This window comes from Veillonella atypica, from assembly GCF_041431435.1.
In the GTDB taxonomy this organism is placed as follows: domain Bacteria; phylum Bacillota; class Negativicutes; order Veillonellales; family Veillonellaceae; genus Veillonella; species Veillonella atypica.
Window position 1 is genome coordinate 370581 of the sequence record NZ_JAPVXV010000001.1, and the last position, 26561, is coordinate 397141.

24 protein-coding genes are annotated in these 26561 nt (G+C 34.2%); all 24 read right to left on the reverse strand.

The features are described 5' to 3' along the window. Positions 1 to 4: 4 nt before the first annotated feature. On the reverse strand, positions 5 to 2464 hold the full coding sequence (gene infB / locus O3598_RS01775; RefSeq protein ID WP_371451508.1) for a translation initiation factor IF-2: 2460 nt from the start codon (positions 2462 to 2464) through the stop codon (positions 5 to 7). A gap of 15 nt (positions 2465 to 2479) precedes the next feature. Further along, the gene (locus O3598_RS01780) at positions 2480 to 2785 is read right to left on the reverse strand and encodes a L7Ae/L30e/S12e/Gadd45 family ribosomal protein (RefSeq protein ID WP_005378872.1); all 306 of its coding nucleotides are present in this window, start codon (positions 2783 to 2785) and stop codon (positions 2480 to 2482) included. A 9-nt stretch (positions 2786 to 2794) separates the two neighbouring features. Further along, the gene (gene rnpM / locus O3598_RS01785; protein WP_287500410.1) at positions 2795 to 3064 is read right to left on the reverse strand and encodes an RNase P modulator RnpM; all 270 of its coding nucleotides are present in this window, start codon (positions 3062 to 3064) and stop codon (positions 2795 to 2797) included. Next, positions 3064 to 4149, reverse strand: coding sequence for a transcription termination factor NusA (gene nusA / locus O3598_RS01790; RefSeq protein ID WP_005379049.1), 1086 nt, complete (start codon positions 4147 to 4149; stop codon positions 3064 to 3066). The genes rnpM and nusA overlap by 1 nt, the downstream gene beginning before the upstream one ends. A 17-nt stretch (positions 4150 to 4166) precedes the next feature. Further along, complete coding sequence (rimP, locus tag O3598_RS01795; RefSeq protein ID WP_371451665.1) at positions 4167 to 4625, reverse strand: ribosome maturation factor RimP; 459 nt, start codon at positions 4623 to 4625, stop codon at positions 4167 to 4169. A 188-nt stretch (positions 4626 to 4813) separates the two neighbouring features. Beyond that, complete coding sequence (locus tag O3598_RS01800; RefSeq protein ID WP_371451510.1) at positions 4814 to 5506, reverse strand: hypothetical protein; 693 nt, start codon at positions 5504 to 5506, stop codon at positions 4814 to 4816. Further along, positions 5490 to 6044 (reverse strand): lytic transglycosylase domain-containing protein, encoded by a 555-nt coding sequence (locus O3598_RS01805; RefSeq protein ID WP_371451512.1) that lies wholly within the window; start codon positions 6042 to 6044, stop codon positions 5490 to 5492. The genes O3598_RS01800 and O3598_RS01805 overlap by 17 nt, the downstream gene beginning before the upstream one ends. Positions 6045 to 6113: 69 nt before the next feature. Then, a complete protein-coding gene (coaE, locus tag O3598_RS01810) occupies positions 6114 to 6722 on the reverse strand; it encodes a dephospho-CoA kinase (RefSeq protein ID WP_371451513.1) in 609 nt (202 codons plus the stop codon). Between the two features lie 47 nt (positions 6723 to 6769). Beyond that, positions 6770 to 9394, reverse strand: a complete 2625-nt coding sequence (gene polA / locus O3598_RS01815) for a DNA polymerase I (RefSeq protein ID WP_371451515.1) — start codon at positions 9392 to 9394, stop codon at positions 6770 to 6772. Positions 9395 to 9773: 379 nt separating this feature from the next. Continuing rightward, a complete protein-coding gene (gene rpsT, locus O3598_RS01820) occupies positions 9774 to 10034 on the reverse strand; it encodes a 30S ribosomal protein S20 (protein WP_005378787.1) in 261 nt (86 codons plus the stop codon). Between the two features lie 90 nt (positions 10035 to 10124). Continuing rightward, positions 10125 to 11297, reverse strand: a complete 1173-nt coding sequence (locus tag O3598_RS01825) for a phosphopentomutase (protein ID WP_371451517.1) — start codon at positions 11295 to 11297, stop codon at positions 10125 to 10127. 22 nt (positions 11298 to 11319) lie between these two features. Beyond that, positions 11320 to 11853, reverse strand: coding sequence for an NUDIX hydrolase (locus O3598_RS01830; protein WP_287516855.1), 534 nt, complete (start codon positions 11851 to 11853; stop codon positions 11320 to 11322). Between the two features lie 143 nt (positions 11854 to 11996). After that, positions 11997 to 13613, reverse strand: a complete 1617-nt coding sequence (locus O3598_RS01835; protein ID WP_371451519.1) for a DUF2828 family protein — start codon at positions 13611 to 13613, stop codon at positions 11997 to 11999. Between the two features lie 483 nt (positions 13614 to 14096). Beyond that, the gene (locus O3598_RS01840) at positions 14097 to 14582 is read right to left on the reverse strand and encodes a lecithin retinol acyltransferase family protein (RefSeq protein ID WP_371451521.1); all 486 of its coding nucleotides are present in this window, start codon (positions 14580 to 14582) and stop codon (positions 14097 to 14099) included. A 22-nt stretch (positions 14583 to 14604) separates the two neighbouring features. Then, a complete protein-coding gene (locus tag O3598_RS01845) occupies positions 14605 to 14949 on the reverse strand; it encodes a hypothetical protein (RefSeq protein ID WP_371451523.1) in 345 nt (114 codons plus the stop codon). A 154-nt stretch (positions 14950 to 15103) separates the two neighbouring features. Next, positions 15104 to 16201, reverse strand: coding sequence for an AAA family ATPase (locus O3598_RS01850; protein ID WP_371451525.1), 1098 nt, complete (start codon positions 16199 to 16201; stop codon positions 15104 to 15106). Between the two features lie 9 nt (positions 16202 to 16210). Further along, the gene (locus O3598_RS01855) at positions 16211 to 17164 is read right to left on the reverse strand and encodes a hypothetical protein (protein ID WP_371451527.1); all 954 of its coding nucleotides are present in this window, start codon (positions 17162 to 17164) and stop codon (positions 16211 to 16213) included. A gap of 10 nt (positions 17165 to 17174) precedes the next feature. Beyond that, positions 17175 to 18905 carry a hypothetical protein gene (locus tag O3598_RS01860; protein ID WP_371451529.1) on the reverse strand — a complete coding sequence of 577 codons (1731 nt, stop codon included), beginning with the start codon at positions 18903 to 18905 and terminating at the stop codon, positions 17175 to 17177. A gap of 212 nt (positions 18906 to 19117) precedes the next feature. Then, a complete protein-coding gene (locus O3598_RS01865) occupies positions 19118 to 20851 on the reverse strand; it encodes a nuclease-related domain-containing DEAD/DEAH box helicase (RefSeq protein ID WP_371451531.1) in 1734 nt (577 codons plus the stop codon). 189 nt (positions 20852 to 21040) lie between these two features. Beyond that, positions 21041 to 21502: a hypothetical protein gene (locus O3598_RS01870; protein ID WP_371451533.1), complete on the reverse strand. Its 462-nt coding sequence runs from the start codon at positions 21500 to 21502 to the stop codon at positions 21041 to 21043. A 77-nt stretch (positions 21503 to 21579) separates the two neighbouring features. Continuing rightward, positions 21580 to 24240, reverse strand: coding sequence for a hypothetical protein (locus O3598_RS01875; RefSeq protein WP_371451535.1), 2661 nt, complete (start codon positions 24238 to 24240; stop codon positions 21580 to 21582). A gap of 22 nt (positions 24241 to 24262) precedes the next feature. Continuing rightward, on the reverse strand, positions 24263 to 24982 hold the full coding sequence (locus O3598_RS01880) for a hypothetical protein (protein WP_371451537.1): 720 nt from the start codon (positions 24980 to 24982) through the stop codon (positions 24263 to 24265). A gap of 18 nt (positions 24983 to 25000) precedes the next feature. Beyond that, on the reverse strand, positions 25001 to 25543 hold the full coding sequence (locus tag O3598_RS01885) for a hypothetical protein (RefSeq protein ID WP_371451539.1): 543 nt from the start codon (positions 25541 to 25543) through the stop codon (positions 25001 to 25003). Between the two features lie 20 nt (positions 25544 to 25563). Continuing rightward, on the reverse strand, positions 25564 to 26547 hold the full coding sequence (locus tag O3598_RS01890) for a hypothetical protein (RefSeq protein WP_371451541.1): 984 nt from the start codon (positions 26545 to 26547) through the stop codon (positions 25564 to 25566). Between the last annotated feature and the right edge of the window lie 14 nt (positions 26548 to 26561).

Below are 26561 nucleotides of genomic sequence, written 5' to 3' on the forward strand. Positions count from 1 at the left end.
CCTCCTAAATTTGAGGTGCAACTTCTTCCATCAAGTACGCTTCGATTACGTCGCCTTCCTTGATGTCGCGGTAACCTTCCAAGGAGATACCGCATTCGAAGGATGTTTTAACTTCTTTCACTTCGTCTTTGAAACGACGTAAGGAATCAACCTTACCTTCAAATACGACAATACCATCACGGATCAAACGTACTTCGGAATCGTTCGTAATACGACCTTCCGTTACATAAGAACCAGCAACGATGGCCTTAGGTGTGGAGATAACTTGACGCACCTCTGCACGACCAACGACAACCTCTTTAAATTGAGGTGCCAACATACCGCGCATAGCAGACTCAACGTCATTAATAGCATCATAGATGACACGATATGTACGTAAATCTACTTTTTCTTGTTCCGCAGCACGGCGAACATTTGCATCTGGACGTACATTAAAGCCCATTACGATTGCATTAGATGCAGATGCCAACATGATATCAGATTCGTTAATAGCACCTACGGCAGCATGAACGATAACGATACGAACTTCAGGGTTTTTAATACCTTCCAAGGATTGACGCAATGCTTCTACGGAACCTTGAACGTCCGCTTTGATGATGATATTAAGGTCTTTTAACTCACCTTGTTGAATTTGGTTGAAGATATCATCCAATGTAACCTTGTGAGTAGCTTGTAATTCTTGTACACGTTGTTTAGCAATACGTTTTTCAGCGATTGTACGTGCTTCATTATCATCCATACCATAAATGATTTCACCAGCTTGTGGAACTTCGGAGAAGCCCAAGATTTCGACTGGCATAGATGGACGAGCAACCTTAACCCTTTCTCCACGTTCATTTGTCATGGCACGAACTTTACCATATGCGGTACCAGCAAGAACTGTATCTCCTACGCGAAGAGAACCTTTTTGAACGAGCACTGTACATACAGCACCACGGCCCTTATCAAGTTGAGCTTCGATAACTACGCCATATGCTTTACGGTTAGGGTTCGCTTTTAATTCCATAACCTCTGCTACGAGCAAGATATTTTCGAGCAAATCATCGATACCTTGTTTTTGTTTAGCAGATACAGGAACCATGATAACATCGCCGCCCCACTCTTCTGGCAATAAACCATGTTCAGATAGTTGTTGTTTAACATGATCTGGGTTAGCACCTGGTTTGTCCATTTTGTTGATAGCTACGATAATAGGCACATCAGCAGATTTAGCATGGTTAATAGCTTCAATTGTTTGAGGCATTACACCGTCATCGGCAGCTACTACGAGAACTGCGATATCTGTAGATTTTGCACCGCGTAAACGCATCGCTGTAAAAGCTTCATGGCCTGGTGTATCAAGGAATGTAATCTTATTGTCATTGTAACGAACTTGGTACGCACCGATATGTTGTGTAATACCGCCCGCTTCGCCAGCTGTTACATTAGTTTGACGAATTACGTCCAACAAGGATGTTTTACCATGGTCAACGTGACCCATGATAGTTACAACAGGAGGACGAGGTTTCAATGTTTCTGGTGCATCTTCAATTTCGATGATATCTGTAGGATCTTCTTCTGGTTCTACTTCTATTACGGTTACACCAAAATCTTCTGCTACGATGGTAGCTGTATCAACATCTACCTCTTGGTTAATGCTAGCCATAACACCTAAAAGCATCAATTTTTTGATGATTTCAGATACTTCACGGCCCATTTTTTCAGCCAATTCTTTTACTGTTAAAGGACCGCTTAATTCGATTTCCGTAGCAATTGCTTCTTGTGCTTTACGCTCTTCTTCCGCTTTATGTTGCAAGTATTGCTCGTTACGATGTTTTACCTTATTTTTCTTCTTTTGCATGGAAGTGGACAATAAGGATTGTGGGCGATTGTTACCTTTTTTATTTTTCTTATTGCGGCGATCATTGCCATTTTGTTGATTACCGCCATTATTGTTGCGATTATCTACACGGCCATTGCGGTTGCGGTTATCTGCATTACCATTGTGACGGTTGTCATTCTTTTGACCTTGTTGACCATCATTCTTTTGGCCTTGTTGATTACCATTGGGACGATCTTGTTTTTGATGGTTACGACCATCTTGTTTTTGGCCATTATTTTGTTTTTTAGTAGGCTCATTAATTTGTACATGACGAACATTAGATTTCTTATCGTCATGTTTCTTATCATCATGTTTAGCCTCTTTTTTATGGCTCTGTTCTTTTGCTGGTTTATCTGTTTTTACAGCTTTATTAGGTGTTGCAGCTTTTTCATGTTTGCTTGGATTAGCAGGAGCAGCTGCTGCCTTTGTATCGGCCCCATTAGATTTACCACCTAACTGGTTTTTCACCACAGTATAACCTGCATCATCTACTGTATTAACGGCTTTTGTAACATTAAAATTATGTTGTTGCAAAATAGAAATAACCTGTTTACTTTCAACGCCAAATTCCTTAGCGATTTCATGTACGCGCTTTTTGGACATCTACATACCCCCTTCTTACTGATCAATCTCTTTTAGTAATGCTTTTGCAAATCCATCATCCTCTACGGCTACCACTACACGTACTTCTTTGCCTATAGCCGTACCTAATGTTTCTTTACTGCCGACTTTACGCAATGGGATATGATGTAATTCTGCTAATTGTATGTATTTCTTTTCATTATTGGCCGCACAATCACCTGCTAATAGAACAAGCTTAGGGGTTTTCTTTTTCATCGCTTTCTCTACGATGAAATCTCCGGAACTCAATTTTCCGGCCCGTTGTGCCAAGCCTAAGAGATTTAAAACTTTATCTTCATTCATATGCTGAAATTATTCATGACCTTCCAAATCGTGCTTCAATGCTTCATATACCTCTTTTGATACAGCATGCTTCAAAGAGCGTTCTAGTTTTTTACCCTTATACGCAGCCTCAAAACAGTCCATGGATGCACAGATATAAGCACCACGACCAGGGGCTTTACCAGTTCTGTCGATACTGATTGTCCCTTCTTGGCTTAGAGCAACACGCATTAACTCGCGCTTACTCTTTGGTTCACCACAGCCTACACAGGTGCGCATAGGTTGAGATTTGGTTTTCATTAGTCTTCGCTTTCCGCTGCTTCAGTACTTGTAAAACCTGTAAAAGGATTTTCTGCAGCTTGTGTTTCACTCTTAATGTCGATTTTCCAGTTTGTCAATTTAGCTGCTAAGCGAGCATTTTGACCAGCTTTACCGATAGCCAAGGATAATTGGTAATCAGGTACTACAACATAAGAAGATTTTTCTTCTTCGCTAACATCTACAGAGATTACCTTTGCAGGACTTAAAGAGTTCGCAATATAAATGGCAGGATCTTCATCCCATTTTACAATGTCGATTTTTTCATCGTGCAATTCATCTACAATGTGTTGAACGCGTTGACCTTTCGGACCTACGCAAGCACCAACTGGATCGATGGATTCATCGCGGCTATATACGGCGATTTTAGAACGCATACCAGGTTCACGAGCTACAGATTTAAGTTCTACTACGCCTTCATAGATTTCTGGCACTTCTAATTCAAACAAGCGTTTTAATAGGCCTGGATGAGTACGGGAAATCATAATTTGAGGGCCTTTTGTCGTTTTCTTAACCTCTACGATATAGCATTTAATGCGGTCCCCTTCATGATATGTTTCTGTACCGATTTGCTCAGTTGGAGGTAAAATAGCTTCTGTTTTACCTAAATTGATATATACGTTTTTACCTTCAACGCGTGTAATAACACCCGTAATGATATCGCCTTCACGGCTATAATATTCTTCGTATACAACACTGCGTTCCGCTTCTTTCAAACGTTGAATCAACATTTGTTTAGCTGTATGAGCTGCACTGCGACCAAAGTTAGCAGGTGTTACATCTGCTTCAACAATATCGCCAATTTCATAGCGTTTATCGATTTTACGAGCATCTAATAGGCTGATTTCTGTTTCTGGGAATTCTACAGTTTCTACAACTTGTTTCTTCGCCATTACCTTATAGGCACCAGTTTCACGATTCAATTCCACATACGCATCTGGATTAGAATGTGGTTCCTTACGATATGCTTGTAATAATGCAGCTTCTAGGGATTCAAAAATAACCTCAGGTGCAAAACCTTTTTGTTTTGTCAGCACCATAACTGCTTGAATTAATTCTTGACTCACTCGTATGCCTCCATATATTAAAAATCAAGATGTAATCGAATTTGTGCAATGGCAGAACGATCAAATGTTACGCTTTCACCATTGATTGAAAATTCTATCGTTGTATCTGTAAAGCCCTGTAGCACACCCGTATATTGTTTACTGCCATTAATAGGTTTGAACAATTGGATATCTACATCACGGCCATTATAGCGAATGAAATCTTTATCCTTTTTTAGAACTCGATCAAGACCAGGAGAAGACACTTCAAGCAAATAATTTTCTGCAATAGGGTCTTTCTCATCGAGAGCTGCGCTCAATTTTTCACTGACCATTTGACAGTCATCCAAATCGACACCACCTGGTTTATCAAGGTACACGCGCAAATACCAATCCCGTTCTCGAACATAGTCGACATCGACTAATTCCAGATTCGTGCCAGCTATAACGCCTTCAACTACAGAGGATACAAATTCCTCTACGGCCTCTCTTTTCATAGCCATCGCCTCCTTATAACATACTACATATCGATTATATACGCTGTTTTCATCATACAATTTGATACAATTATATGACTAATTTCACCCAATCATAAACGAAAGAGTGAGCAAAAAATAGCCCACTCTTAAAAAAGTTTATATAAAAGTCATGTATAGTATAGCATAATTCCGCTAAAATGTACAATTTAACCGCGTGAATTTAGTTCACACAGTATATTTTTTAAATGTTCAGATAGTACATGTTCCAAATCATGTAATGACTTAGCATCAAGATGATGGTCAATTTCTGGATAATTTTGATACCGTAATTCTGCAAAGAATTCATCGCGATATTCATTATAGTACAACAGTAATCCTGTGCATTCATCCATCTTTCGATATTCACCTATGATATAGGAACCATTAATCATGCGCACCGCATTTTTAGGTGTTATATCTCGTACAAATCCTTCTAACTCAGCGGGCATAACAGATTCATAATCCCAATTTTGTAGCCCCTTGCGCATATAGGTATAGGTAAAATTTTCTGCACTGTTGATTAGTAATTTTGAAAGCCCCTGAACACAACGTTCTTGTAGGCCCTGCCAATACGGTTCGAAATCTTGGCGCACAAAAGATATATCTACAAATGTGAACAAAGGCATCACTACGTGCACGGTATAATCCTCTACCTCTTTATCGTAAAGAGCACACCACTTCCAACCTAAATCATTTTCATAGTGAAATAAAGGTAAAGTCAACACGGCTTCACCTGCAGCTAATGTTTCTTGCGCTTTCACAATTTCATCGGGCCCTGTCACCTTGAGTTTAAAATTACCAATCTCCGGTGGCAACCAAGAATAGTCTAAAGACTTACAGGTTTCAATGATATTCTCCATATAATGCCTCATATCTTTCTTGATACATTAATACTGTCTTCACATACATACGTGTTTCAGGAAACGGAATCGTATCAATCATACCATTCCAATTTTTTTCCTTAACCCAGGACTCAACATGTCCATGCCCTGCATTATAGGCAGCCAGAGCTTGTACCTCATCACCGTTAAATTCTTTTAATAAATACCCTAAATACCACGTACCTAGCTGAATATTTATTTCTGGCTCTTTTAGCTGACGATCCGTGTAGTTACCATGCCCCATTTGTTGTGCTACCCAACGAGCTGTATCCGGCATGAGTTGCATCAATCCAAGAGCGCCTGTTTCGGATTCAGCAGTATTTTTATATTTACTTTCAGCCAAAATGACACTGGCCACCAAGGCCGGTGATACCTCTTCCTTTTCCGCAGCCGATACAACTACATCTCTATAATTAAAGGGGTATGCCGTATAGCGTGCCACAGGATTTTGTAAATGGTTAAAATAAAACCATCCTAACACAACAACAGCCAATGCTGTTGCGGTAGTTCGTTTCATACATCCTCCCCTTAGTTCAAACCATTACATATTTATATTGTATGAATTCAATCATACATTAATTGATAATTATTTATTATACAACGGCAATAGTTTCTCGTGCCACAATTTTTCCAACTGAATATATAATTCGTCAGGCGTACCATCATTATTAATGATGACATCTGCAAATAAGCGTTTATCATCTAATAACATTTGACTTTGAATACGCGCTAATGCGTCTTCTCTTGAATATCCATTGCGCTCCATTAATCGGCGAACCTGCACCTCTGGCGATACATAGACAAGCCAAACCGTATCGAGTCGCTCATACCACTTACCCTCAATGAGAAGAGGAATATCATAAATTACGATTGGTGCCTCTTCCTCTTCGTACATAGCACTCAATTCATCAATACGCTGACGAATGAAACCATGTAAGCAGCTATTTAACTGTAGGCGTTTTTCTTCATTATGAAAGACGATACTACCAAGTGCTTCACGATTTAATCTACCATCATCGAGAATCACTGTATCACCAAATAATTCACGGATAGCAGCGAGTCCAGGCGTACCAAGATTAACCACTTCACGTGCTACTACATCGGCATCAATATAAGGTACATCCTTCTTTTTAAAAAAGTCTAGTACTGTACTCTTGCCAGATGCAATTCCACCTGTTAAACCTATTTTTAACATATGTGCCTCCTGCATCTATCCTTCTACTCGAACGTTATATGTAAAATTTATTTTACAAGTGCCCAGTTTTCCGCATTATGTACATCAACGATAAGTGGAACATGTAATTCTACAATGGATTCCATAGTTTCCTTAAGTAACGTTTGAATAGCATCCAATTCTTCATTTACCACTTCTAGTACAAGTTCATCATGCACCTGTAATAATAAGCGAGATTTAAACGTCTTCTCTTCTAGAATGGACTCTACCTTGTTCATAGCCAGCTTAATAATATCAGCAGCAGTACCTTGTATCGGTGTATTCATAGCCGTACGCTCTGCAAAGGAACGACGGTTAAAATTGCGACTATTAATATCTGGTAACTCGCGCATGCGACCAAACATCGTACGCACCTTACCCGTCTCATGGGCTTCTGTTACCATGTTATCCATATATTCCTTAACCTTTGGATAGCGGCTAAAATAAAGCTCAATATAGTTTTTTGCTTCTTGACGTGTAATGCCTAAATCACGAGACAAACCAAAATCTGAAATGCCATAGATAATGCCAAAATTGACAGCCTTTGCGTGAGACCGCTCTTCGCTTGTCACTTCATCTTGAGACTTGCCAAGCACTTCGGCAGCGGTAAATCTATGAATATCCTTGCCCTCGTTGAAAGCCTTAATTAATGCTTCATCACCAGACAAATGCGCCAAGATACGGAGCTCGATTTGTGAATAATCGGCACTCACCAATGTATCAAAGCCTTCGCCAGGATAGAATAACGCTCTAATTTCACGACCCTTTTCTGTACGAACAGGAATATTTTGTAAGTTCGGATCTGAAGAGCTCAAGCGTCCAGTAGCTGTTACCATTTGGTTGAATGTGGTATGAATGCGATGCGTTTCAGGATTGATGAGGACCGATAAGCCTTCACAATAGGTAGAAACTAATTTAGCTACGGAACGATAGGCTAAAATCTTCTCTACAATAGGGCTTTCATGACGAAGCATATCCAATACTTCTGCATCTGTGGAGTAACCTGTTTTCGTCTTTTTAATGACAGGTAGATTCATCTTTTCAAACAAGATGATTCCCAATTGTTTGGGAGAATTAATATTAAACGTTTCCCCTGCTAATTCATAAATTTCTTGCTGAACAGCTTCGAGTTCCGCCTTGAATTTAACAGTTGTTTCTTCTAATTTTACAGGGTCAATATAAATACCATTTTTCTCCATAACTAATAATGTATGAATCAATGGCAATTCAATATTGTTATATAAATCCCATAAGGATTCTTCTTGCAATGCCTTAACAGCGGCATCGTCCATAGCAAGCAATGCTTTCACCATAGAGACGCACTCTACATCTACACTACCTGTAGCAATGGATGGCACACTAAAACGCTCTGTTAAATAGAGATAACCATAATTGGTACGCGTTGGGTCCAACAAATAGGCCATCAATGATACATCGTGAATACGGGCCACACCATTTTCATACAAACGGATTTGAGCCGGTTCATCGTGGCAAAGAACCTCCATCAATTCCTTGCTTTGCGTCGTTACAACCGTCTTTGCACCATTCAATGCATTCAATAATTTGTCATTATGAGAACCATCTAGCTTGATAATGCTTTCACCATTATTAATGAAAGCAGATGTAATCGTACGGAACGGCGCTTTGCCATCCGTAATAATATGAACACCAATGGTTTTATTTTTGTAAAAGTCCTCAGTAAGAGCAGATGCATCTAAGAGATCTTCGATTTTAATCTCTTCGGCCATACTAAATAGGCCACCAAAATCCTCTGCGTCGCCACCTTCTGAGCCCATCACACTAGCCAAGCGAGGTGTCAATTTTGTAAAACCTAATGTTTCAAACATCGGTTTCACTTCGCCAAGATGGAAATTCTGTACAAATTGATCGAGCGTATAAGACAAGTCCATGTCAGTCTTAATGGTAGCCAATTGACGAGATAAGAAGGCTAACTCTTTATTTTCAACAAGACGTTCTTTTAATTTCTTGCCAGAAATGTTATCGATATTCTCATATACAGACTCTAAATCACCATATTCATTAATCAATTTAAGAGCTGTTTTTTCACCAACCCCTGGAACGCCTGGAATATTATCGGAAGAATCGCCCATAAGTGCCTTCATTTCGATAACCTTATCTGGACCATAGCCATATAATTCAGCCATATTATCCAAGGTAACCTCCAGCATATCCGAGATACCTTTTTTAGTTAAGAATACATGACTGTAGTCGGTAACAAGCTGTAAATTATCACGATCACCAGTAATAATTTGCACTGCTAAATCAGAAGATCCAAATTTCTTAGACAAGGAACCAAGAATATCGTCCCCCTCATAACCTTCCTCTTCAATAACACAAATGCCAAGAGCCTTCAGCACATCTTGAATCAAACTAAATTGAGGACGTAAATCCTCTGGTGCATCAGGGCGATTACCTTTATATTCACTATACATTTCCGTACGGAACGTTTGACGACCTTTATCAAAGGCTACAGCAATATAATCAGGTTTAATCTCTTCATATAATTTAATGAGCATTGTCAAAAAACCATATACTGCATTGGTTGGCGTGCCAAGAGCAGACTTCAACGGAGGAAGCGCAAAAAAGGCACGAAATAACAGGCTGCTGCCATCTATAATCATTAATTTTTTCATAAGTACACCTCGCTTAATCATATGTTTCATTATAGCATATTGAGGCGTAATAAAATTGATTTTTACTACCTTTGCTTCTATCAAAAATATATGCATTCATCTTTCTAAGTTTTGCAGAATAGGACTGAGGGCAGCCCCAAAACCTCCACCGGCCGGGTCTGACTACGGCCTACGGCCTTCGCAGGGCCAAAGTCGGTTTTGGAGCTACCCTCAGTCCACTCCCATAAGGTATTCAAAATGTTATGCATATATTTTATGATTACAGCATTTAATACTAAAAATCAATTTTATTACTGCTGGGTACAAGGAAAAAGGACGCCTTTTGGCGTCCTTTGGGTATAAAAAAAGCCCATCGATGATGGGCTTTGGCTCTATAAAATTATAAAGCGTTTACTTTAGCTGCAAGGTTGGATTTTTTGCGAGCTGCAGTGTTTTTATGAAGTACACCTTTGGAGGCTGCTTTATCAATTACGCTAGTAGCTTGAACAAGTGCTTGTTTTGCTTCTTCTACTGCGCCTGCTTGAACAGCTTCAACGGTTTTACGAGCTGCTGTACGGATTTGAGATTTCACAGCGGCGTTTTTCGCACGACGTTCAGCATCCGTTTTTACGCTTCTAATACTGGATTTAATGTTTGGCAATTGAGTCACCTCCTTAAAAATCGTTTCTTATACCTGAATGATTATATCATACAAGATATTGTGACGCAAGGATTATATTACACAATACGACTATTTCATAATATCTTTTAAAAATGATGTGCCTACTGCATATGGTGAAAGTCCAAAGTTCGCCAATACGGTTTGTCCTATATCACCAAAACTATGGCGTAAACCTAAATCGATAGCCCCTTTCATACTTGGACTATAGGCAAGTAATGGAACATGTTCACGCGTATGGTCTGTGCCATGCCATGTAGGATCATTACCATGGTCAGCTGTGATGATAAGCAAATCATCATCTTTCAATAATGGCAATAATCCACTCAATTGATAATCGAAATCTTCGATAGCACGTTTATAGCCTTCTACGTTACGACGATGACCATATAAACTATCAAACTCTACAAGGTTTACCATCATGAGGCCACTTTCAAAGGAGGAACCTAATAAGTAAGGTACCACATTCATGCCGTGAGCATTTGATTTCGTTGGATAGCTTTCATCCCATCCGACATGAGCATAAATATCGCCAATTTTGCCGACGGCCACCGTCGGAATTTGTGCGGCTTGTAATTCCTGTTGCACCATGCGGTGTTCAGGCATACGGCTATAATCATGGCGATTCGAGGTACGTACAAAATGACCTGGTTTTCCTACAAACGGACGAGCAATGATACGTCCTACATAATAGTCACCCACGCATACTTTGTTACGCGTAATTTCGCACATACGATATAAATCCTCTAGAGGAATCACATCCTCGTGTGCTGCAATTTGAAATACCGAATCGGCAGAGGTGTACACAATAGGTTTCCCCGTTTTCATGTGTTCCACGCCAAGGCGCTCGATGATTTCAGTGCCAGATGCTACCTCATTACCAAGATACCCATAACCAGTTTCTTTGGTAAAAGTATCCATTAACTCCTTAGGAAAACCATCATAAAATGTTGGGAACGGAACCGTAACAGGATGGCCCATCATTTCCCAATGACCACTGGTTGTATCCTTTCCCGTACTGACTTCCTCCATTTTCCCATAAGCACCCATAACAGGTGTTTCATCGGTCTTAATATCCGCAATATTGGCCAATCCTAGAGAACGCAATGTAGGACAATGAATCAAACCTGCAGTTGCTTCAATATGTCCTAATGTATTAGACCCTTCATCATTAAATTTTTCCGCATCTGGGGCATGACCAATGCCAACAGAATCCATAACTAATATAATGATTCTTTTATACATAATAACTCCTCCCAAAGGAAGTCTATTTAAGATATGGCATAGCAAGCATAAGTGCTGCCAATGATTTACTATCCTTAATTTGCTCAGCCTTGATAGCCTCTAGCAGTTCAGGTAATGTATAGTATTCAAGTTCTACGTATTCATCTGGATCCCAATGAGTTTCACCCATGGTGAGGTCTTTTGCTAAGTATAGATGTAATACTTCATTACAAAATCCAGGACTTGTGGCAATTGTGCCTAATGAAATCCATTCTTTAGCGCGGTAACCAGTTTCCTCAGCTAATTCACGTTTAGCACAATTAATAGGTTCTTCGTTAGGATCTAGTTTACCAGCTGGAATTTCAAGCAAAGGTTGTTGTAAAGCATAACGGAATTGGCGTTCCATTACGATTTTATTATCTTCTGTAACAACAACGATAGCGGTTGCTCCGGGATGATGTACAACCTCACGCCATGCATCATTTCCGTTTACATCAGCTATATCGTAGGTAACTTTGATTAATTTACCATCAAACATCATTTCGCTAGATTTTTGTATTTCTTTGCTAATTGCCATACTTAATTCCTCGTATATATAAAATGATTGTTATATTATAAAACCTACAACTCATTATAGCACAAATTAATTACACAAAAAGAAGGTTCCTACTCGTCATATTGTGACTAATAGGAACCTATTTTAATGATATTATATAAATGTTACGCTACATTTACATAGCCTTGTAATACTGTATCTACAATACTACATTTAGCATCTAATTCGGCTTTAAGTGCCGTTTCAGGATTGACTTCTCTAGATACCACCATATCTACGATGGATTTAGAGAATCCAGATACGAGAATAACACCACTCGGATGCATTTGTACAGGAATTGTATTATGTGCATAGACAGATACATTCCAGAAAATGAGCCGTGGCATAGTATACCCAAGGGCTTCAAATTTCTGACGACATGATTCAATAACAGTCGTGTTATCCTCATGCTTTGTAGCCTGATCAAACTGCATATCAGAAATAATGAGGCATGCTGAAGGTAACTCCTCTTGACGCAGATGATGTTTTACAGCTGTGTCGAGAATTAAGTCAAATGTTGCCTCTATATCCGTATTGCTGTAATCGTCAAAGCGATGTAAGCGTCTAAGCTTATCTCGCAAAGTTTCACACATCGAAATGTCTACTATCTGAGGGCGATTGCTAAAAGTAATGAATCGATTTTTAAAGGATTCATTCTTATTATGCTGTGAACAATACAATGCAATAGAGTCTGCTACGCTAAGTGCGGTAACGGAACTATTACCAGATAGTTGTTGCCCCATAGATCCAGACCCGTCGCGTATAACTAAGATATCGTCATAATCCTTAGGCGATTCTTGAGCATGACATAATTGCTCTAGCGTTTCGTCATATGGATTTAGACTACTATCCCAGCAACTATCCGCCTTTACGTAGGCTTGCACAATATCATACAAGAACATAGAATTGGCATTAATCTTAACTGAGTCGTCTCCCTTTTCTAATGATGTAAGATACGCCTGGCGGCGTTCTTCATCATGTTTTAAGAAAGCATTACGATATTTAAGATTCGCCTTTGATGGTACATGATTATAATTAATATCGTTCCATTGGTTAAGAGAAGCCTTGCGATCTACCACCGCTAAATGTTCGCGCAATTTAGACAACATTTTACGATACTCTCGTGCATTTAGATGTAATAAGGATTGTAAAATAGCCGCCTCAGAACGTTTTTGCTTAGACGATGTATTATTGGATGGCATCCATTTTGCTAATAAGCTAATAGAATCGCCTAGTCCACACGCGATTACATCGCGTCTAAACTGATTAGCTATTAACGCCCCTAGTCCATCGTGTAAGATACCACTTGTAGTATCAAAAAAGATGCGTAACACATCATCCCAACGGCCATAGTTCCATAACTCGGTGCCGATGATGAACTGCAATGCCATCTCTGGATACAATTCACCAATTTTAGTGAGCATCATGCGAAATACATCACGCTCGCCAAGGCCTAGCTTAATATGGCGAGCATACATAAGCCATTTCATGGTATACAGAGGGTCTTCATCATAGGATGTAATAAATAAGCGCAATGCTTCCACAGCATCCATAGTGCGATGTGCACCATAGAAATAGCGGTCATGGTTACTTTTACCATAAAAATTAACTGCGACCTGACGCAATGTAGGCACAGAGAAATTAAGGTCCACAAGAGGACTACCACTCGTATGATACGCAGTACCATCATTAGCGGTATAGGATTTTTCATTGTTTGTTAAAGCGTCCATAAATGTATTCATAGTTCATATCTCCTTGGCATATAAAAAACCGCTGCGGATTATCACAACGTAAATTTTGAAAGCAAAATAAACAAGACAACCATGAGCGGTTACAATATAAAGTTCAAGACAATTACTAACCTCACTGAGGCTAAGGATAACTAGACACGATACTCTAGACCAAAGGGTCTCCATAACTACTTTTTCTGGTTATTTAATCAAATGATTGCTGCTAGTGTCTAACCTTATGAATCGTTTATGAACGATAACTATGAAATTATACTAGATTCTATACTCATCTCAATAAAGCTATGTATGTGACGGGATTGCTGTTAGAATCTAAGTCTTTCTGTTCTACATGTTGGTGATTTCTTTCACCTGATGATGTAATTATAATACACGTATCCGTGTGTGTCAATAATTATTTTTTAAATATTTTGCTTTTGTGAAAGTTAGAACTAGCAATACATATTTTACTGTATTGCTAGTCCATTATAGTTACTACTAATACTCTGCCTCAACGCGCCAAATTTCATCAACCAACCATTTCATTGGTCCCCACGAAGGTTTAAATACTCTTGCTGCCATACCTTCTATGCTGAGTTGAGTTGATTTATTAAGGTCTGTTTTACACCAAATAGCAAAGTGCTCGCAGTTATGATTAAATAAATTATAATCGCCTTTACCAATCATAGATCTAGCACGTTGTACAGTTTTACGTGGTTCATAAAAGGTAGATGTCACATCTGCATCTTGGAAAATAGATAATAAACTATCGTCCTCAGCAATATATAAGGTATCTCCATCACAAAACTCTTCAATGCTAGTCTCAGCAATGCGTCCGTCTAGGGGAGAATCCCCTTTTACGTAATGGATAATTTTATGATAACCCGCATATACGCCATAATGTTGATATAAGTTACGGCCTAATAATCCACTACGTCGTTCACAAAAAACAATATCACCTAATTTTAACTTTTTTGAAGCCATTATTACTCTCCCATACGATTCGTTATTTATGATTATTTATATACGTAATAATATCGTCTAAAGAAATATTTTGATTCTCACCTCGTAATAATCGCCATACCTTTCTAACTAATTTATAGAACAGATATAAACCTGCCAATGGCCAAAATACCCTAAATGGATTGTGTTCAAATGGATTCCGTGGATGAGGAAATGGTCCAGGCATAGGCCCTATGATATTAGGCCATCTATGTTCTTGATACACCCCATCAGGATGAATACCAGTTTTATTTCTATTAGAAGAAATATACTCTACTACATCCTCGTATAATTTAGGATCTTCTTTTTTTACACTTTCAAGAGCTTCTTTAATACTGTCTGTTTTCATACATTACACCTCTATACTACAAAACAACATTAGAATAACTAACTGATTACATGTATATTGTACAAAAGTGTATACGTAAAAAATAACACATTCCATTGATTCTAATATATGATAGAAATAAAGTAAAATAGAAATTATTAATTACATAGTCGGACTACAAATCATTAAAGTCTATTGGTAAAAGAGTCGATAAATCAGATTTAGATGGATTAGAATAAGTGGAGATACGCCTAGCATGTCTAATAATTAAATCTTCAAATAAATTTCGAGCTAATCGTCCATTAGCAAAGCTTGAATCCTTATTAGCTATTTTATTTTCAAAGTAATTATGTATTTTTTTCTTAAGATTACTATCTAATAAATAATCATTTTTATAACACATAGACTCTAAAATTCTATCTAACTCTTCAGTACTATAATCATCGAATTCAATAAAAGTATTAAATCGTGATTTCAATCCTAAATTAGAATCGAAAAATTTTCTCATAGGCTCTGTATAACCAGCTACTATTACGACCAAATCCTCCCTATAGTCTTCTAACGCTTTAGTCAGTTCAGTCAAACATTCTTTTCCATATGAATCAGATTGGTCATTTTCTGTAATACTATAAGCTTCATCAATAAATAATACTCCACCTTTAGCTTGTTGGATCACTTTTTGAACTTTTAATGCGGTTTGGCCTTGATATCCAGCTATTAAATCAGTTCTTGAAGCTTCGACAAAATGACCTTTTGATAAAAGGCCAATTTTTTTATATATATGTCCAACAATTCTTGCTACAGTAGTTTTCCCTGTACCTGGATTTCCAGTAAAGGCTAAATGCAATGTATTTTTTTCAGAAAAAAGATTATTATTTCTACGTAATTGCTGAACCTTTTGATAGGCCAATAAATCTTGTACTTTAGATTTAACACTTTGTAATCCTATAAGAGAATTCAACTCTTCTAACAACTCTTGAAGAGTTCTTGGATCATCAACACTATCGTTAGACTCCTTACACAATTCATGTATCGAAATATATCCAAAATACATAAGCAAATTTGAATGCACAACTTTTGCGATTTGTTTAATTTCAACTTGAATATTAGGATTTTCAATAATATTAGATAGTTTCTGCAACAAACCAATAGTAGACTGTCTGCTATGATCAACAATAATTGTATTTGCAAGTTTTATAATTGAGCCGGAAGAGTTTGTCACAGCATCAAGTTTTGACGCGTTATTGATAAGTACTTTGCTATATTTATCCATCAACTAAAATCAACTCCAAATAATGAAAAACTCAAGAATTGATATTACTAATGCAATCCCTCCGACTATATAAGAAGCCTTAAGGTTTTTATTAATCGTATCCATTCTATTTTGTATTTCGTATAAATTTTTCCACAATATATCTATCTCTTTTAGGTGATCTAGCTTTTCTAATGAACTTTTAAATGAATTCAATATCTCTATAGATGATTGAATTCCTTTAATGTCATTATTAAACTTAACTTGATAGTTATTTATAATATTATGAATACTATCTATATTTTCTTTTATTGAAGCATTATTTATTAATTCAGAATTTAATTTATTCTCAATACTCTTGATATTCTCTGCACTTAATTCTTTATAACTTTGAAGATTTTCTCTTTCATTAGATAAATCGTTCGATAAATTTTCAACTTTTTCTTGCAGTTGCTCATGATTAGACCACAATCTATCAATATCACTTAAATGTTTTAGACGATCTATTTCAGTTTTAAAAACTTTTAATATATTAACAGTCTTATTTATATTCTCAATTATACCTTCAATTTCACCTTGATGAGCTTCTAATTTATTATTTTGATCTACAAGTTTTTTATGATGTTTCTTTAATTCTTCTTGTTGGATTCTAACATCGTTATTAGTCTTCTCTAGACCTTTAATAGTAGTTAATATTCCCTTCACATATTCTGTATCAAGATAATTAAAGGCTTGATATATTTCATAAAATTCATTTACAGTCTCATTATTACGTTTATTAATATCAACCAAGTGACCTTGAATTACTTTTATTACCTCATTTAATTCATATCCTGTTACCTCATGATCAGTGTCAAAAAATATACCTTCATCAATAGTTTTAACTGATTTTATTTCAATATCTTTTTTCTTCTTTAAAGAATAATCTTTAACACGGTTTATAGCATTTTGAAAATTATGTTTTCTTATTATGTCAGTCCCCATAAATCTCTCCCTATAATAGTTTATCTAATTCATCATTTATATGATTTAATTGATTGGTTACTTTAATATCCTCTTCATCAATAATAATTGAGTCCTCTAAAGCTAATGGATGAATCGTATTATCCATTATAGAAGCCATAGACTTTTTCATAATTTCAGCTGCATCTTCATGTCGATTTATTATATTTTGATTCGCAGTTAATTTAATATTATCAAGCTTTACTGTATTAATAATTTGTTGTTGTGCCTGTAGCGATAAAACCTTGTTTGATTTATCAATAATATTTTTATTAGACTCACCTTTTTGTTTTTTTGCAATTTTTTTATCAATATAATTTAGTAATATAGCACCTATTATTCCAGCACCCACAGCACCAAAAAATAACCCTAAAATACTTGCTAAACTACCAATTAATGGTATTTCAATGGAAAAAACTGGGATTAATGAAAGTTTCTTTTCAATCAAATCACCTAATAAAAGAGCTCCACCAGCTGTTAATGTTACAATAACTATTTTACCTATCTCCATTAAACGTATATCAATAGGCTTACTCTTATTATCAGGATTTTTTAAATACTGATAAACATCTTTAAGCGCACGCCATCCTTGTTTCAAAATAGCCCAAAACTTTTTAATGGTATTAAGGATAGGATTACCAATCGAAGTAATTATTGTAGAAATAATTGAGTTACCTGCAATTTGTAAATTAGTTTTTAAATTAGTAACAAACGAAACTATAGCATCTTTTATACTAGTTTTTAGTGTTGATAGATTTTTATTAGCTGATTTAAACCAAGTTACTAATTTACCTATAATTGTCTTTACTAATTGCGCTAATAAAGCCATAACAGCGGCACGAAGTGATGAAGAACCAATACGTAAGGCCTCTTCTTTTTGAGTTTTACGACCTTCTTGTTTTAATCTTTCTTCCCCTTCTTTCTCTTTTTTATTGATAAATTCTTCAGCTCTTTTATTAGCTTTCTCATGATGCTTTGTTTTATCTTTATCATCCATTTCAGCAACAGATTTATTACTTTTACTTCTGTTTCTTTCCGCCGTGGTATATCCTTGTAAATTTTCAGGGTTATTAATTACACTAGCTAAAGCTTCATTATCATTTGCCATTTGTAAAGAAGGATTTCTATATAATTCATCTGAAGACTTCACATGCTCACGTTGTGCAGCCTTAGGATTATCTTTACCATCAACAGTCTTACGTGCTGTTGGAATTTGCTTTCCAGTATAAATATCCTGAACAGTATTAATACCTTCCTTCTCTAATGTTCCTGCTCTTTTTAACGTTGAATCCATTTGTTTATTTACGTATTTTTTTCGGAACTCCTTATGAGGCATATTCTTATAACGATCATAGTTTTGTTCTAAGGATTCTCTACTATAATGATTATGCTTTGAAATTTTTCCGTCTTTAAAATTTTCTGGAGTCTGTATATGAGCTTCATTACGTAAATCTAATGTCAATCCATGGTTTGCTTTAATAAAATCCTCACCAGCTATACTCCCCAATTGATTTATAAATTGCTCCCAAACGATATTTTGTACAACGTCCCCTAAATTATCCGGATTACCAATTTTTTCATGTTCAGACTCTAAGTAATCCAAATCTTTTAACTCTTCTTCAATATTATCATTAATTTTATTTTCCAAAGCCTCTAAATCAAAAGATTCAAGATCATTCTCATTGTTAAACTCACTTTTCATAACTGCATTCTTTTTATCCATAATACTACTCCCTTTACTTTATAATTGGTGCTCAGAATACAAATTCAATCCAATTTATTAATACTCCTTATAAATTTTTACCTTAATATCTCAATAAGTTATTATCACTTAAATCGATTCATCAAAATGCTTAAATAATTAGTTCAAACCAACACATATAACCTTATAAAGTTCTTATTTTAAATTTTCAATAATTAACTTTGTATAACGCATTAATATTTACTCTTGTCATTATATAGATCAAGGCCAAAAATCTCTAATAAAGCCTCTTTATTAGTTCCATTGATTTCATTTGCACCTAAATGATTTAGAATGGACTTATAATCTTCATTAGGTACATTATCATAGAATGCTAATTGTAAATATGTATTTGCACGCGATGAACCTACATAGACTAACCGTTTATGTAATTCATTAGTGAGGCGATTAACTAAAATATCAATTAATAAAACAGCTTTAGCTTCTAAGCCTTTAAATTTACGAACAGATGTGAACAATATATTATTTTTCTTTGGCTCAGTAGATATAGACACTCCGTTTATAGCAGAAATATTTTTTAACATACTGTTAGGAACACTACTTGTAGTAAGAATAACAATGTCTTCAGGTTTAACCTTATCTTGAATCATTTTTATAACAAACTTTGTAACGATAGTACGTAATTCATTTTCATTCTTGTAGAATGATCCAAGTGGTTTTATCCCTGATAGCTCATTTATGTAAGCATCTTTCTTTATATCACTTAATGTTGTTCCTACAGTTTTAGCTATTTCAGCGGTATTGCGACAATTTTTATACAATACAAGGCGACAATCCCCATATGTATCTAGCCAATGCGTAGATTTATGCATCATTATGTACTGATTTTTATCATAGAATACATAATAATGACCGCCTAACATGTCTACTAATATAGAAATATGTTCTAATATACGTTCATCAATATCTTGACCTTCATCAATGACTACATTTTCATAAGACCACTCTAAATCATCATATTCATTTTGAAAGTACTCAATAAATTTAGGGATAATTTCTGCAATTGAGTAATTACTATTAGGCATCAAATTTTCAGACAAGGATCTAACATTATGAAAGACTATATGCTCACATGTATAATGCTCTTTTACATAGGATAATAAGAACTCATTAAAGCATAAATATAAGACTTTCTTACCTTCAGCAGCTAGCATTTTAGCCTTTTCAATGGCAAGCATCGTCTTGCCTGTTCCTGCAGGGCCATGAATAACAGCCGTTGGTTGCTCACGTAAAAAATACAATATAGATGCTTGTTGTTTCGTCATCTGTATATAACTTTTCGTTGATTCAAGAGCCGTACTTGCAACAGATTCAACAATATTAAATGTAGGCATTAAAGTCTTGATCATATTCTGAAAATCATTAACTGATTGCTCAGAATCTCTAAATCCTAAATTAGATTTCCAATAGCTAAAAGCTTTATCCATAGATTCCTGTGGATTAATTAAACAATCTACATCAAAAACAATGTCTCTATTCACCTCTAATGGTAATGAAATCTTATTATGAATAGCTACAGATGGAAACCATACTGCACGACCAATAACAGGCATTTGCCCATTATAATGTTTACGTAAATAGTTCTGAATCCTATATTGACTTTCTGCAGCTTGTCCCAAAGGATCTATAATTTTTTCTTCTTTTGTATTGCGATTCGTTTGAATCCAGTTTCCATCACGATAGGAAATCCCGCCAGCTTTTACCTCTATGGATAAAATACCTTTTTTAGGATGTAAAATAACAAAATCTGCCTCACCTTCACTCCTACGTTGGTTTAATTCACCTAACCATCTATAGGAATGAAAAATTACATATTCATTATTTAATTTAGAGAGCGCCTCATATACGAGACGCTCTCCTTCACTACCATGGAAACTATTTATTATTGTTGGGTAGAATTTTGGCATGGTTATTTAATTCACAAAAAAGTATATCAAAATTTAATTTTATACTAAACATCACACAAATAATAATTTTTAATTTAATCATATTATATTCACATTTAGATAATAACGATAAGAAAAACTAAAGTCTAGAATTTAAAATTAGATTTTTTCATGCTTTCTATCACATAGAATAGATATAAACAATATTTTTTATATTAATTTAAGTGAATAAATTTTACGAGGCTTATAATTATTTGTTTTAAAGTCTTCTAATAAAGCCACTGTATATTCTATTGTATCAGGTGATATTTTACGAATAAAAAAATATCCGTCTTCATTGACATATTCATCATCAACAAATAAAATATCAAACTTAACTTGTGCTATTGGAAGTGTTCGCGTATGTGCACGAGATTCTTTTGTATAATAAATTTCCATCTCATTGCCTATACATTTTGTAAACTGAGCCCATTCATTATAATTAATATTTTCACCAATATAACACTCAAAATATCCATTTCTATCCTCGCCTCCTAAAAGAAAAGGAAAAGAAATCTCATCATTTTTGAGAGTTGAGTTTAAAATATGCACATCACGACCACCTTCTCGGCTTCTTACTAAACCGAAAGCCACACCAGTTTTACCGGTTTTTTGCCTATCAATATAATTCATTAAGCTATAACTACCTTTCAAAACAACTATACGATTTATTAATAATATTAAAGCTAAATAGTTATTCATAGTATAAATTATTTTTCTTTATCTTCAATATATAATAAATCACGAATATCGATATTCAGTCTTTTAAAATTATCTATTTCTTCGATATTTTCAATATTAAATTGACTTCCTAATGGCGGATATAACCTAAATATCTCACTAATATCTTTTTCATCACCCAATTTATCTTTCATATTATTTAATTCTTTTATAATACGTGTAATAAATACTTTTTGTAATATCGTAGATTTACATGAGTTTCCTGCCAATAATATATGTAACGGTCTAGTAAGCTTTTCATTATATTCATTATAAATTTTATAATAACAACTCATAAAGTTTTCTACACCATCATTGATTTGAGTTTCAATCACTGATTTTAAAGCTTTAATATCTATCTTAATTTTTAATATAACATCATCACCATTTGCAGTATATAATGTTAAGGCTTTTTGTCCTTCAGTATAATATGACTCATAATTAGGAACTTCTTCCCAAAGAGCCCGAAGTGTATGTGCGATTAGCTTCAAATTTAAATAAGAGATTTGATTTCCATCCTTTTCGTCTTGCACTAACACTTCCGACCCAGGGAACCTTTGACACTTAGGAGGCATAACAATGGAGATTTCGTTATCTCTCATTAATTTTATATTACTTTTATATACTTCAAAAGCAAGCATATTTAATAAGTTTTCACCACCAAGATATGCATCCCCTCCGTTACCTAGCTGTTCAATTTCAAATTTATAACTCTTATTATTAGGGATATATTCTATACCAAAATCAAAGTCTGTAGTTCCTCCACCAAAATCAAAAACACCATACGATACTATAGACTTAAGTTCTTCCTCCTTTGGTTCAAGCCCGTATTCTTTTAGTGCACTAATAGCATAAGCTGCAGGTTCACTGGCCCCAGATGTTATTTTAAATCGTTTCATAGTTTCTATATTGTTGAGTACTGATGTTGGTAATGACTTTTTAATTCCTCGTTCAAAACTTTGCAAAATTTTATCCCGAATTGCCTTCTTATAATTTACAGGAAAAGAAAGCATATACTTCATATAAATTCCTCTATGCATATTATTAATATATAACCCCAAATAATAAGCATATATTTCTATAGGATCAAAATCATTTTCTTTCAACAATAAATATGGTTTTAACTCAATATTATAGCTTTTAGTGTCTTGAAGAAGTTGCTTTCTGTCCTTTGAATTTGCCCACTGCTTTAATTCGCTAAATACAGAATAATATTTTTGTTTATCGAAGCTTTCTTGATAAATTTTTTTAGATGCATCGTGAGATACCATTAAATCTTTATATTTTGTAAAAGGTCTACCTAAATTCCTTTGATAATCTTGAATAAAACTTTTATAATCTTCTAAACTAATAGTGGTAGGATTTTCATAATCTTTAACGTTTGGATTCCTAAGTAAATCCCCACCTCCAATTCGTAATAATATTTCACTTGGATCCCGACAAACAACTACAGTACTCTTAGTACCAAAATCTATTCCACATACAGCCGTATTATTTACATCACATAGAGGATCTCTTGCAACTAAAATTTCATTATCAGGAACGTTAATAATCCAAGCATTTGAATCTAATTCATTATAAAACGATTCAAATACCTCCCAATGACCTTTATTAACATCCTCAAATAATTCAGTCTTATAAGGGTAAATATTAGCTCTTATTTCATCACATTTTTTTAAATATTCTTTATAATATTTGTATAAAACTTTATTGAAATCAGCACCCAAATAATTACAAAAATCATCATAACTTTTTAAAGCATCGAATTCTTCAATAATAAAATTATATGTAGAATCGAATAAGTCATATATAGTCACAACCCTCTCAATCTGATTGTGTTGCTTTAAAATGTTAGCTAGCTTTGAATAAAAATCAATTGAAAACCCCTCTAAAGTAGGATGTTTAGGTTCAGAAAAATTTGTAAGAATATATTTTATAAAATTAGTACTTTCTGATGTTTCTGTAATTTTTTTAGAAAATATAACTGCGAATGGGGTTGAGGATGTAATTGTTGAATACTTACCAGGATAACACTTAAAAACTTCATCATAATAAGAAGTATGATACATATCACTATAACTTAATACCTTTGAATTTTTTAAATTGATAATTGATAATGGTATTTTTAGGTTGTATTTATTATAAAAATTAAGCGCAGCTTGAATGTTAATTTTTCTAAAAATTGTATTATAACTTCCATCTACTAAATTAATATCTTTTGATTTAAGATAGTCACAAACAGATTTAGAGATATCAGTTTTACTTTCCCCAGAATATGTGATTGTATAATTACCTTCTAAATCTGTTGATAAATTACAATCAGATCCAAAGTATAAAATTTCATCACTATCTTTTTTCAAAGGAACTAATCTCTGTTCCTTTTTAAAGAAGGCATAACCATCCTTAGGAAACACAATGTAATCTTCAGTTGCTAGTTCCATAAGATTATCCATATATCGTTTTAAGTCACTCTCTATATTTGATTTAATTAGAGGTATTAATACATCTGGATGTACTGTAAAGTATTTTACAATTGTTGATCCCTTTTTCTCTAATTGTTTATGAACTTTATCCCACAATGACTTAAATCTACTATTATCAATATTCTTTGCTTTATATTTATTTTTATCTTCAACTAACTTAGCAACCATATAAACTCCTTTTATGAATAAATCATCTTGGCTCTTTAACTGTATAATTAAATTCCTTTGTGATATCTTCTAAATACTCACGTTCCTCATTTTTACTTATTAGACTATTTAAAGTGTCTATTGATTTATTATGATTTATATCTATTTTGTCTTCTTCATATAATAGTTGTCTTTTTAAATTATTAACATTATCATTATTAGCAAAAATTACATTATCATTGATTTTCATTTTTTTTTGCGGTGTAACAACATTTTCTATAATCTTATCTTCTATTAAAAACTTATCACCAAAAGATAATTCGATAGTAAATTCAATATTATTAGAAATAAGAATATCCTGATTAAAGGAAATTTCTGATAACATTATATTTTTTACATTCATAAAAATAGAATGTAATTCACTAGATGTCCAACTATTGTAAGTATCTGATGATTTTGATATAAGTTTATTATGAGTATAAACTAAATCATTTAAAATATAAGATACAAACTCTTGTAATTGCTTATCTTGTTTATTTACAATAATTAATGCTGAAATAAGCTGATTCTTTTGAACTCCTATTTGACTTATAAAATTACACCAAATATCATCTTTAAATTGATTATATCCATTTACTAGATATTCCTTAATATCGATCTCATTATTACCATTAATTTGTTGAACTTTATATCCCAATCGAGCATTGTTTTCTAAAAATTGAATTTTGCTATCATTGAGTATACATAAAATCTTTTTAGTCACAAAAACATCCTCTTATAATTACTCCCACTGAATTGAAATATTATTTAATATATCGATAATTTTTTTGTTATCAATAGGTTTATTATAGTTTTTTAGAACATCCTCTTTTGATAATCCTTCCTCTAACAAGGATGTCTGCTCTATTAGCTTAATTAGCTCATTTAAGCTCTCATTATATAATTGTTCTGTTTCTAAGTCAGTTCTTATAGAAATATCTTTATTCAACTTTTCTATCGTATCTTTCACTTTATAATTCTCATCATACTCTATTGAAAATAGTTTGTGAAAAGAGACAATATCTATTTCATCAATTTCTTTTAAAAATTCAAATTCACCCATCTTTAAAAGATTCTGTTCTTTTAATCCTACTCTACTTTTATCAAGTGAGCTATTAAGGTGTCTAATAACTTTAACTACACTATCTATTTGACTTAATAGTGTGGCTTCACTTATATATTGTAAATCAGTGGGATTAAAAGATTCATAATCCTTTTGTAAAGATTTTATCTTATCCTCACTACTAGCTAGATTAACCCATCTACTTAATAACTTTTTTTTCATTTTCCCTACCAAAAAAATTTTTATAGATCATTATATTTACTAATTTCCTTAACTAATGATTCTTCATTAAACAACTCTTTATTAGATAATTGTGAGTAGTGTTTTAATTCTTTTGCCATTGAATCAACAAACTCTTTTGATTCAGGTACAGATTTTTTCATATTAACTAAAGTCTGATATGCTTCATCTTCACTTATATAAATATTTTTTTCTCTATTGAAATTTTGGAGAGCTTTTATAATCCCCTCATTAAATTTAGTGGTAATTTCAGGAGTCAACTTACCATTTTTTAAATCTAAAAACTTAACAGAATCAAATCCTAACTCTTTAGATACTTGAATAACTGCTTTTAATTGATCTTCAGTAAATAATTTTAATGCCGCAAATACTAAAAAGTCACTTCCAATTTTAATACTATCAGCCTCTTCAAGTCGCTCCCAAAAATCTACGATTGCTACTGATCTACGTTTCATTGACTCTGCTGATAATTTAGATACTGGTAATATTTGAACAGATTCTTCTTTTGCTTTATTTTTTAAATATTCATAATATTCCTGTGCATTAGAAAATGCACTGCTGGAGTTCCAATCAGGGTGATTTCTAGATTCTTCAATAAGTGCACCATATTCTTCTGTGTCTTCTATTGTCATTTTATTGCCAGGTATTAAGGTATTAACTAACATATTAGATAGTAAATCTACACCTATGCTTGATAATATAGGTGCTAATGGCCCAAAAACAGGAGTTAATACTTTTGTTAATACACTTGATAATTCACCTAATAACCCACCACCTTTCGGACAAATTGTATTAATAGCCTTAATTGCGGTCGGAACTAACTTTCCCAAACTTTTAATTCCACTACCTATAACACCACTTATAGAGGTAATAGCAGTTTTTGCCAAACTCTCTAATTTCGATAATCCACTTCCAATCATACCAGTCAAACTGCTTATTCCACTACTAATAGCACTTCCTATGGTACCTAATATGCCCCAACCCATAATTTCCTCCTATT

What these genes read in the sequence shown, in the direction of transcription:
- infB (WP_371451508.1), bottom strand. Translation starts at nt 2,464, where the DNA reads ATGTCCAAAAAGCGCGTACATGAAATCGCTAAGGAATTTGGCGTTGAA.
- O3598_RS01780 (WP_005378872.1), bottom strand. Translation starts at nt 2,785, where the DNA reads ATGAATGAAGATAAAGTTTTAAATCTCTTAGGCTTGGCACAACGGGCC.
- rnpM (WP_287500410.1), bottom strand. Translation starts at nt 3,064, where the DNA reads ATGAAAACCAAATCTCAACCTATGCGCACCTGTGTAGGCTGTGGTGAA.
- rimP (WP_371451665.1), bottom strand. Translation starts at nt 4,625, where the DNA reads ATGAAAAGAGAGGCCGTAGAGGAATTTGTATCCTCTGTAGTTGAAGGC.
- O3598_RS01800 (WP_371451510.1), bottom strand. Translation starts at nt 5,506, where the DNA reads ATGGAGAATATCATTGAAACCTGTAAGTCTTTAGACTATTCTTGGTTG.
- O3598_RS01805 (WP_371451512.1), bottom strand. Translation starts at nt 6,044, where the DNA reads ATGAAACGAACTACCGCAACAGCATTGGCTGTTGTTGTGTTAGGATGG.
- coaE (WP_371451513.1), bottom strand. Translation starts at nt 6,722, where the DNA reads ATGTTAAAAATAGGTTTAACAGGTGGAATTGCATCTGGCAAGAGTACA.
- polA (WP_371451515.1), bottom strand. Translation starts at nt 9,394, where the DNA reads ATGAAAAAATTAATGATTATAGATGGCAGCAGCCTGTTATTTCGTGCC.
- O3598_RS01825 (WP_371451517.1), bottom strand. Translation starts at nt 11,297, where the DNA reads ATGTATAAAAGAATCATTATATTAGTTATGGATTCTGTTGGCATTGGT.
- O3598_RS01830 (WP_287516855.1), bottom strand. Translation starts at nt 11,853, where the DNA reads ATGGCAATTAGCAAAGAAATACAAAAATCTAGCGAAATGATGTTTGAT.
- O3598_RS01835 (WP_371451519.1), bottom strand. Translation starts at nt 13,613, where the DNA reads ATGAATACATTTATGGACGCTTTAACAAACAATGAAAAATCCTATACC.
- O3598_RS01840 (WP_371451521.1), bottom strand. Translation starts at nt 14,582, where the DNA reads ATGGCTTCAAAAAAGTTAAAATTAGGTGATATTGTTTTTTGTGAACGA.
- O3598_RS01845 (WP_371451523.1), bottom strand. Translation starts at nt 14,949, where the DNA reads ATGAAAACAGACAGTATTAAAGAAGCTCTTGAAAGTGTAAAAAAAGAA.
- O3598_RS01850 (WP_371451525.1), bottom strand. Translation starts at nt 16,201, where the DNA reads ATGGATAAATATAGCAAAGTACTTATCAATAACGCGTCAAAACTTGAT.
- O3598_RS01855 (WP_371451527.1), bottom strand. Translation starts at nt 17,164, where the DNA reads ATGGGGACTGACATAATAAGAAAACATAATTTTCAAAATGCTATAAAC.
- O3598_RS01860 (WP_371451529.1), bottom strand. Translation starts at nt 18,905, where the DNA reads ATGGATAAAAAGAATGCAGTTATGAAAAGTGAGTTTAACAATGAGAAT.
- O3598_RS01865 (WP_371451531.1), bottom strand. Translation starts at nt 20,851, where the DNA reads ATGCCAAAATTCTACCCAACAATAATAAATAGTTTCCATGGTAGTGAA.
- O3598_RS01870 (WP_371451533.1), bottom strand. Translation starts at nt 21,502, where the DNA reads ATGAATTATATTGATAGGCAAAAAACCGGTAAAACTGGTGTGGCTTTC.
- O3598_RS01875 (WP_371451535.1), bottom strand. Translation starts at nt 24,240, where the DNA reads ATGGTTGCTAAGTTAGTTGAAGATAAAAATAAATATAAAGCAAAGAAT.
- O3598_RS01885 (WP_371451539.1), bottom strand. Translation starts at nt 25,543, where the DNA reads ATGAAAAAAAAGTTATTAAGTAGATGGGTTAATCTAGCTAGTAGTGAG.
- O3598_RS01890 (WP_371451541.1), bottom strand. Translation starts at nt 26,547, where the DNA reads ATGGGTTGGGGCATATTAGGTACCATAGGAAGTGCTATTAGTAGTGGA.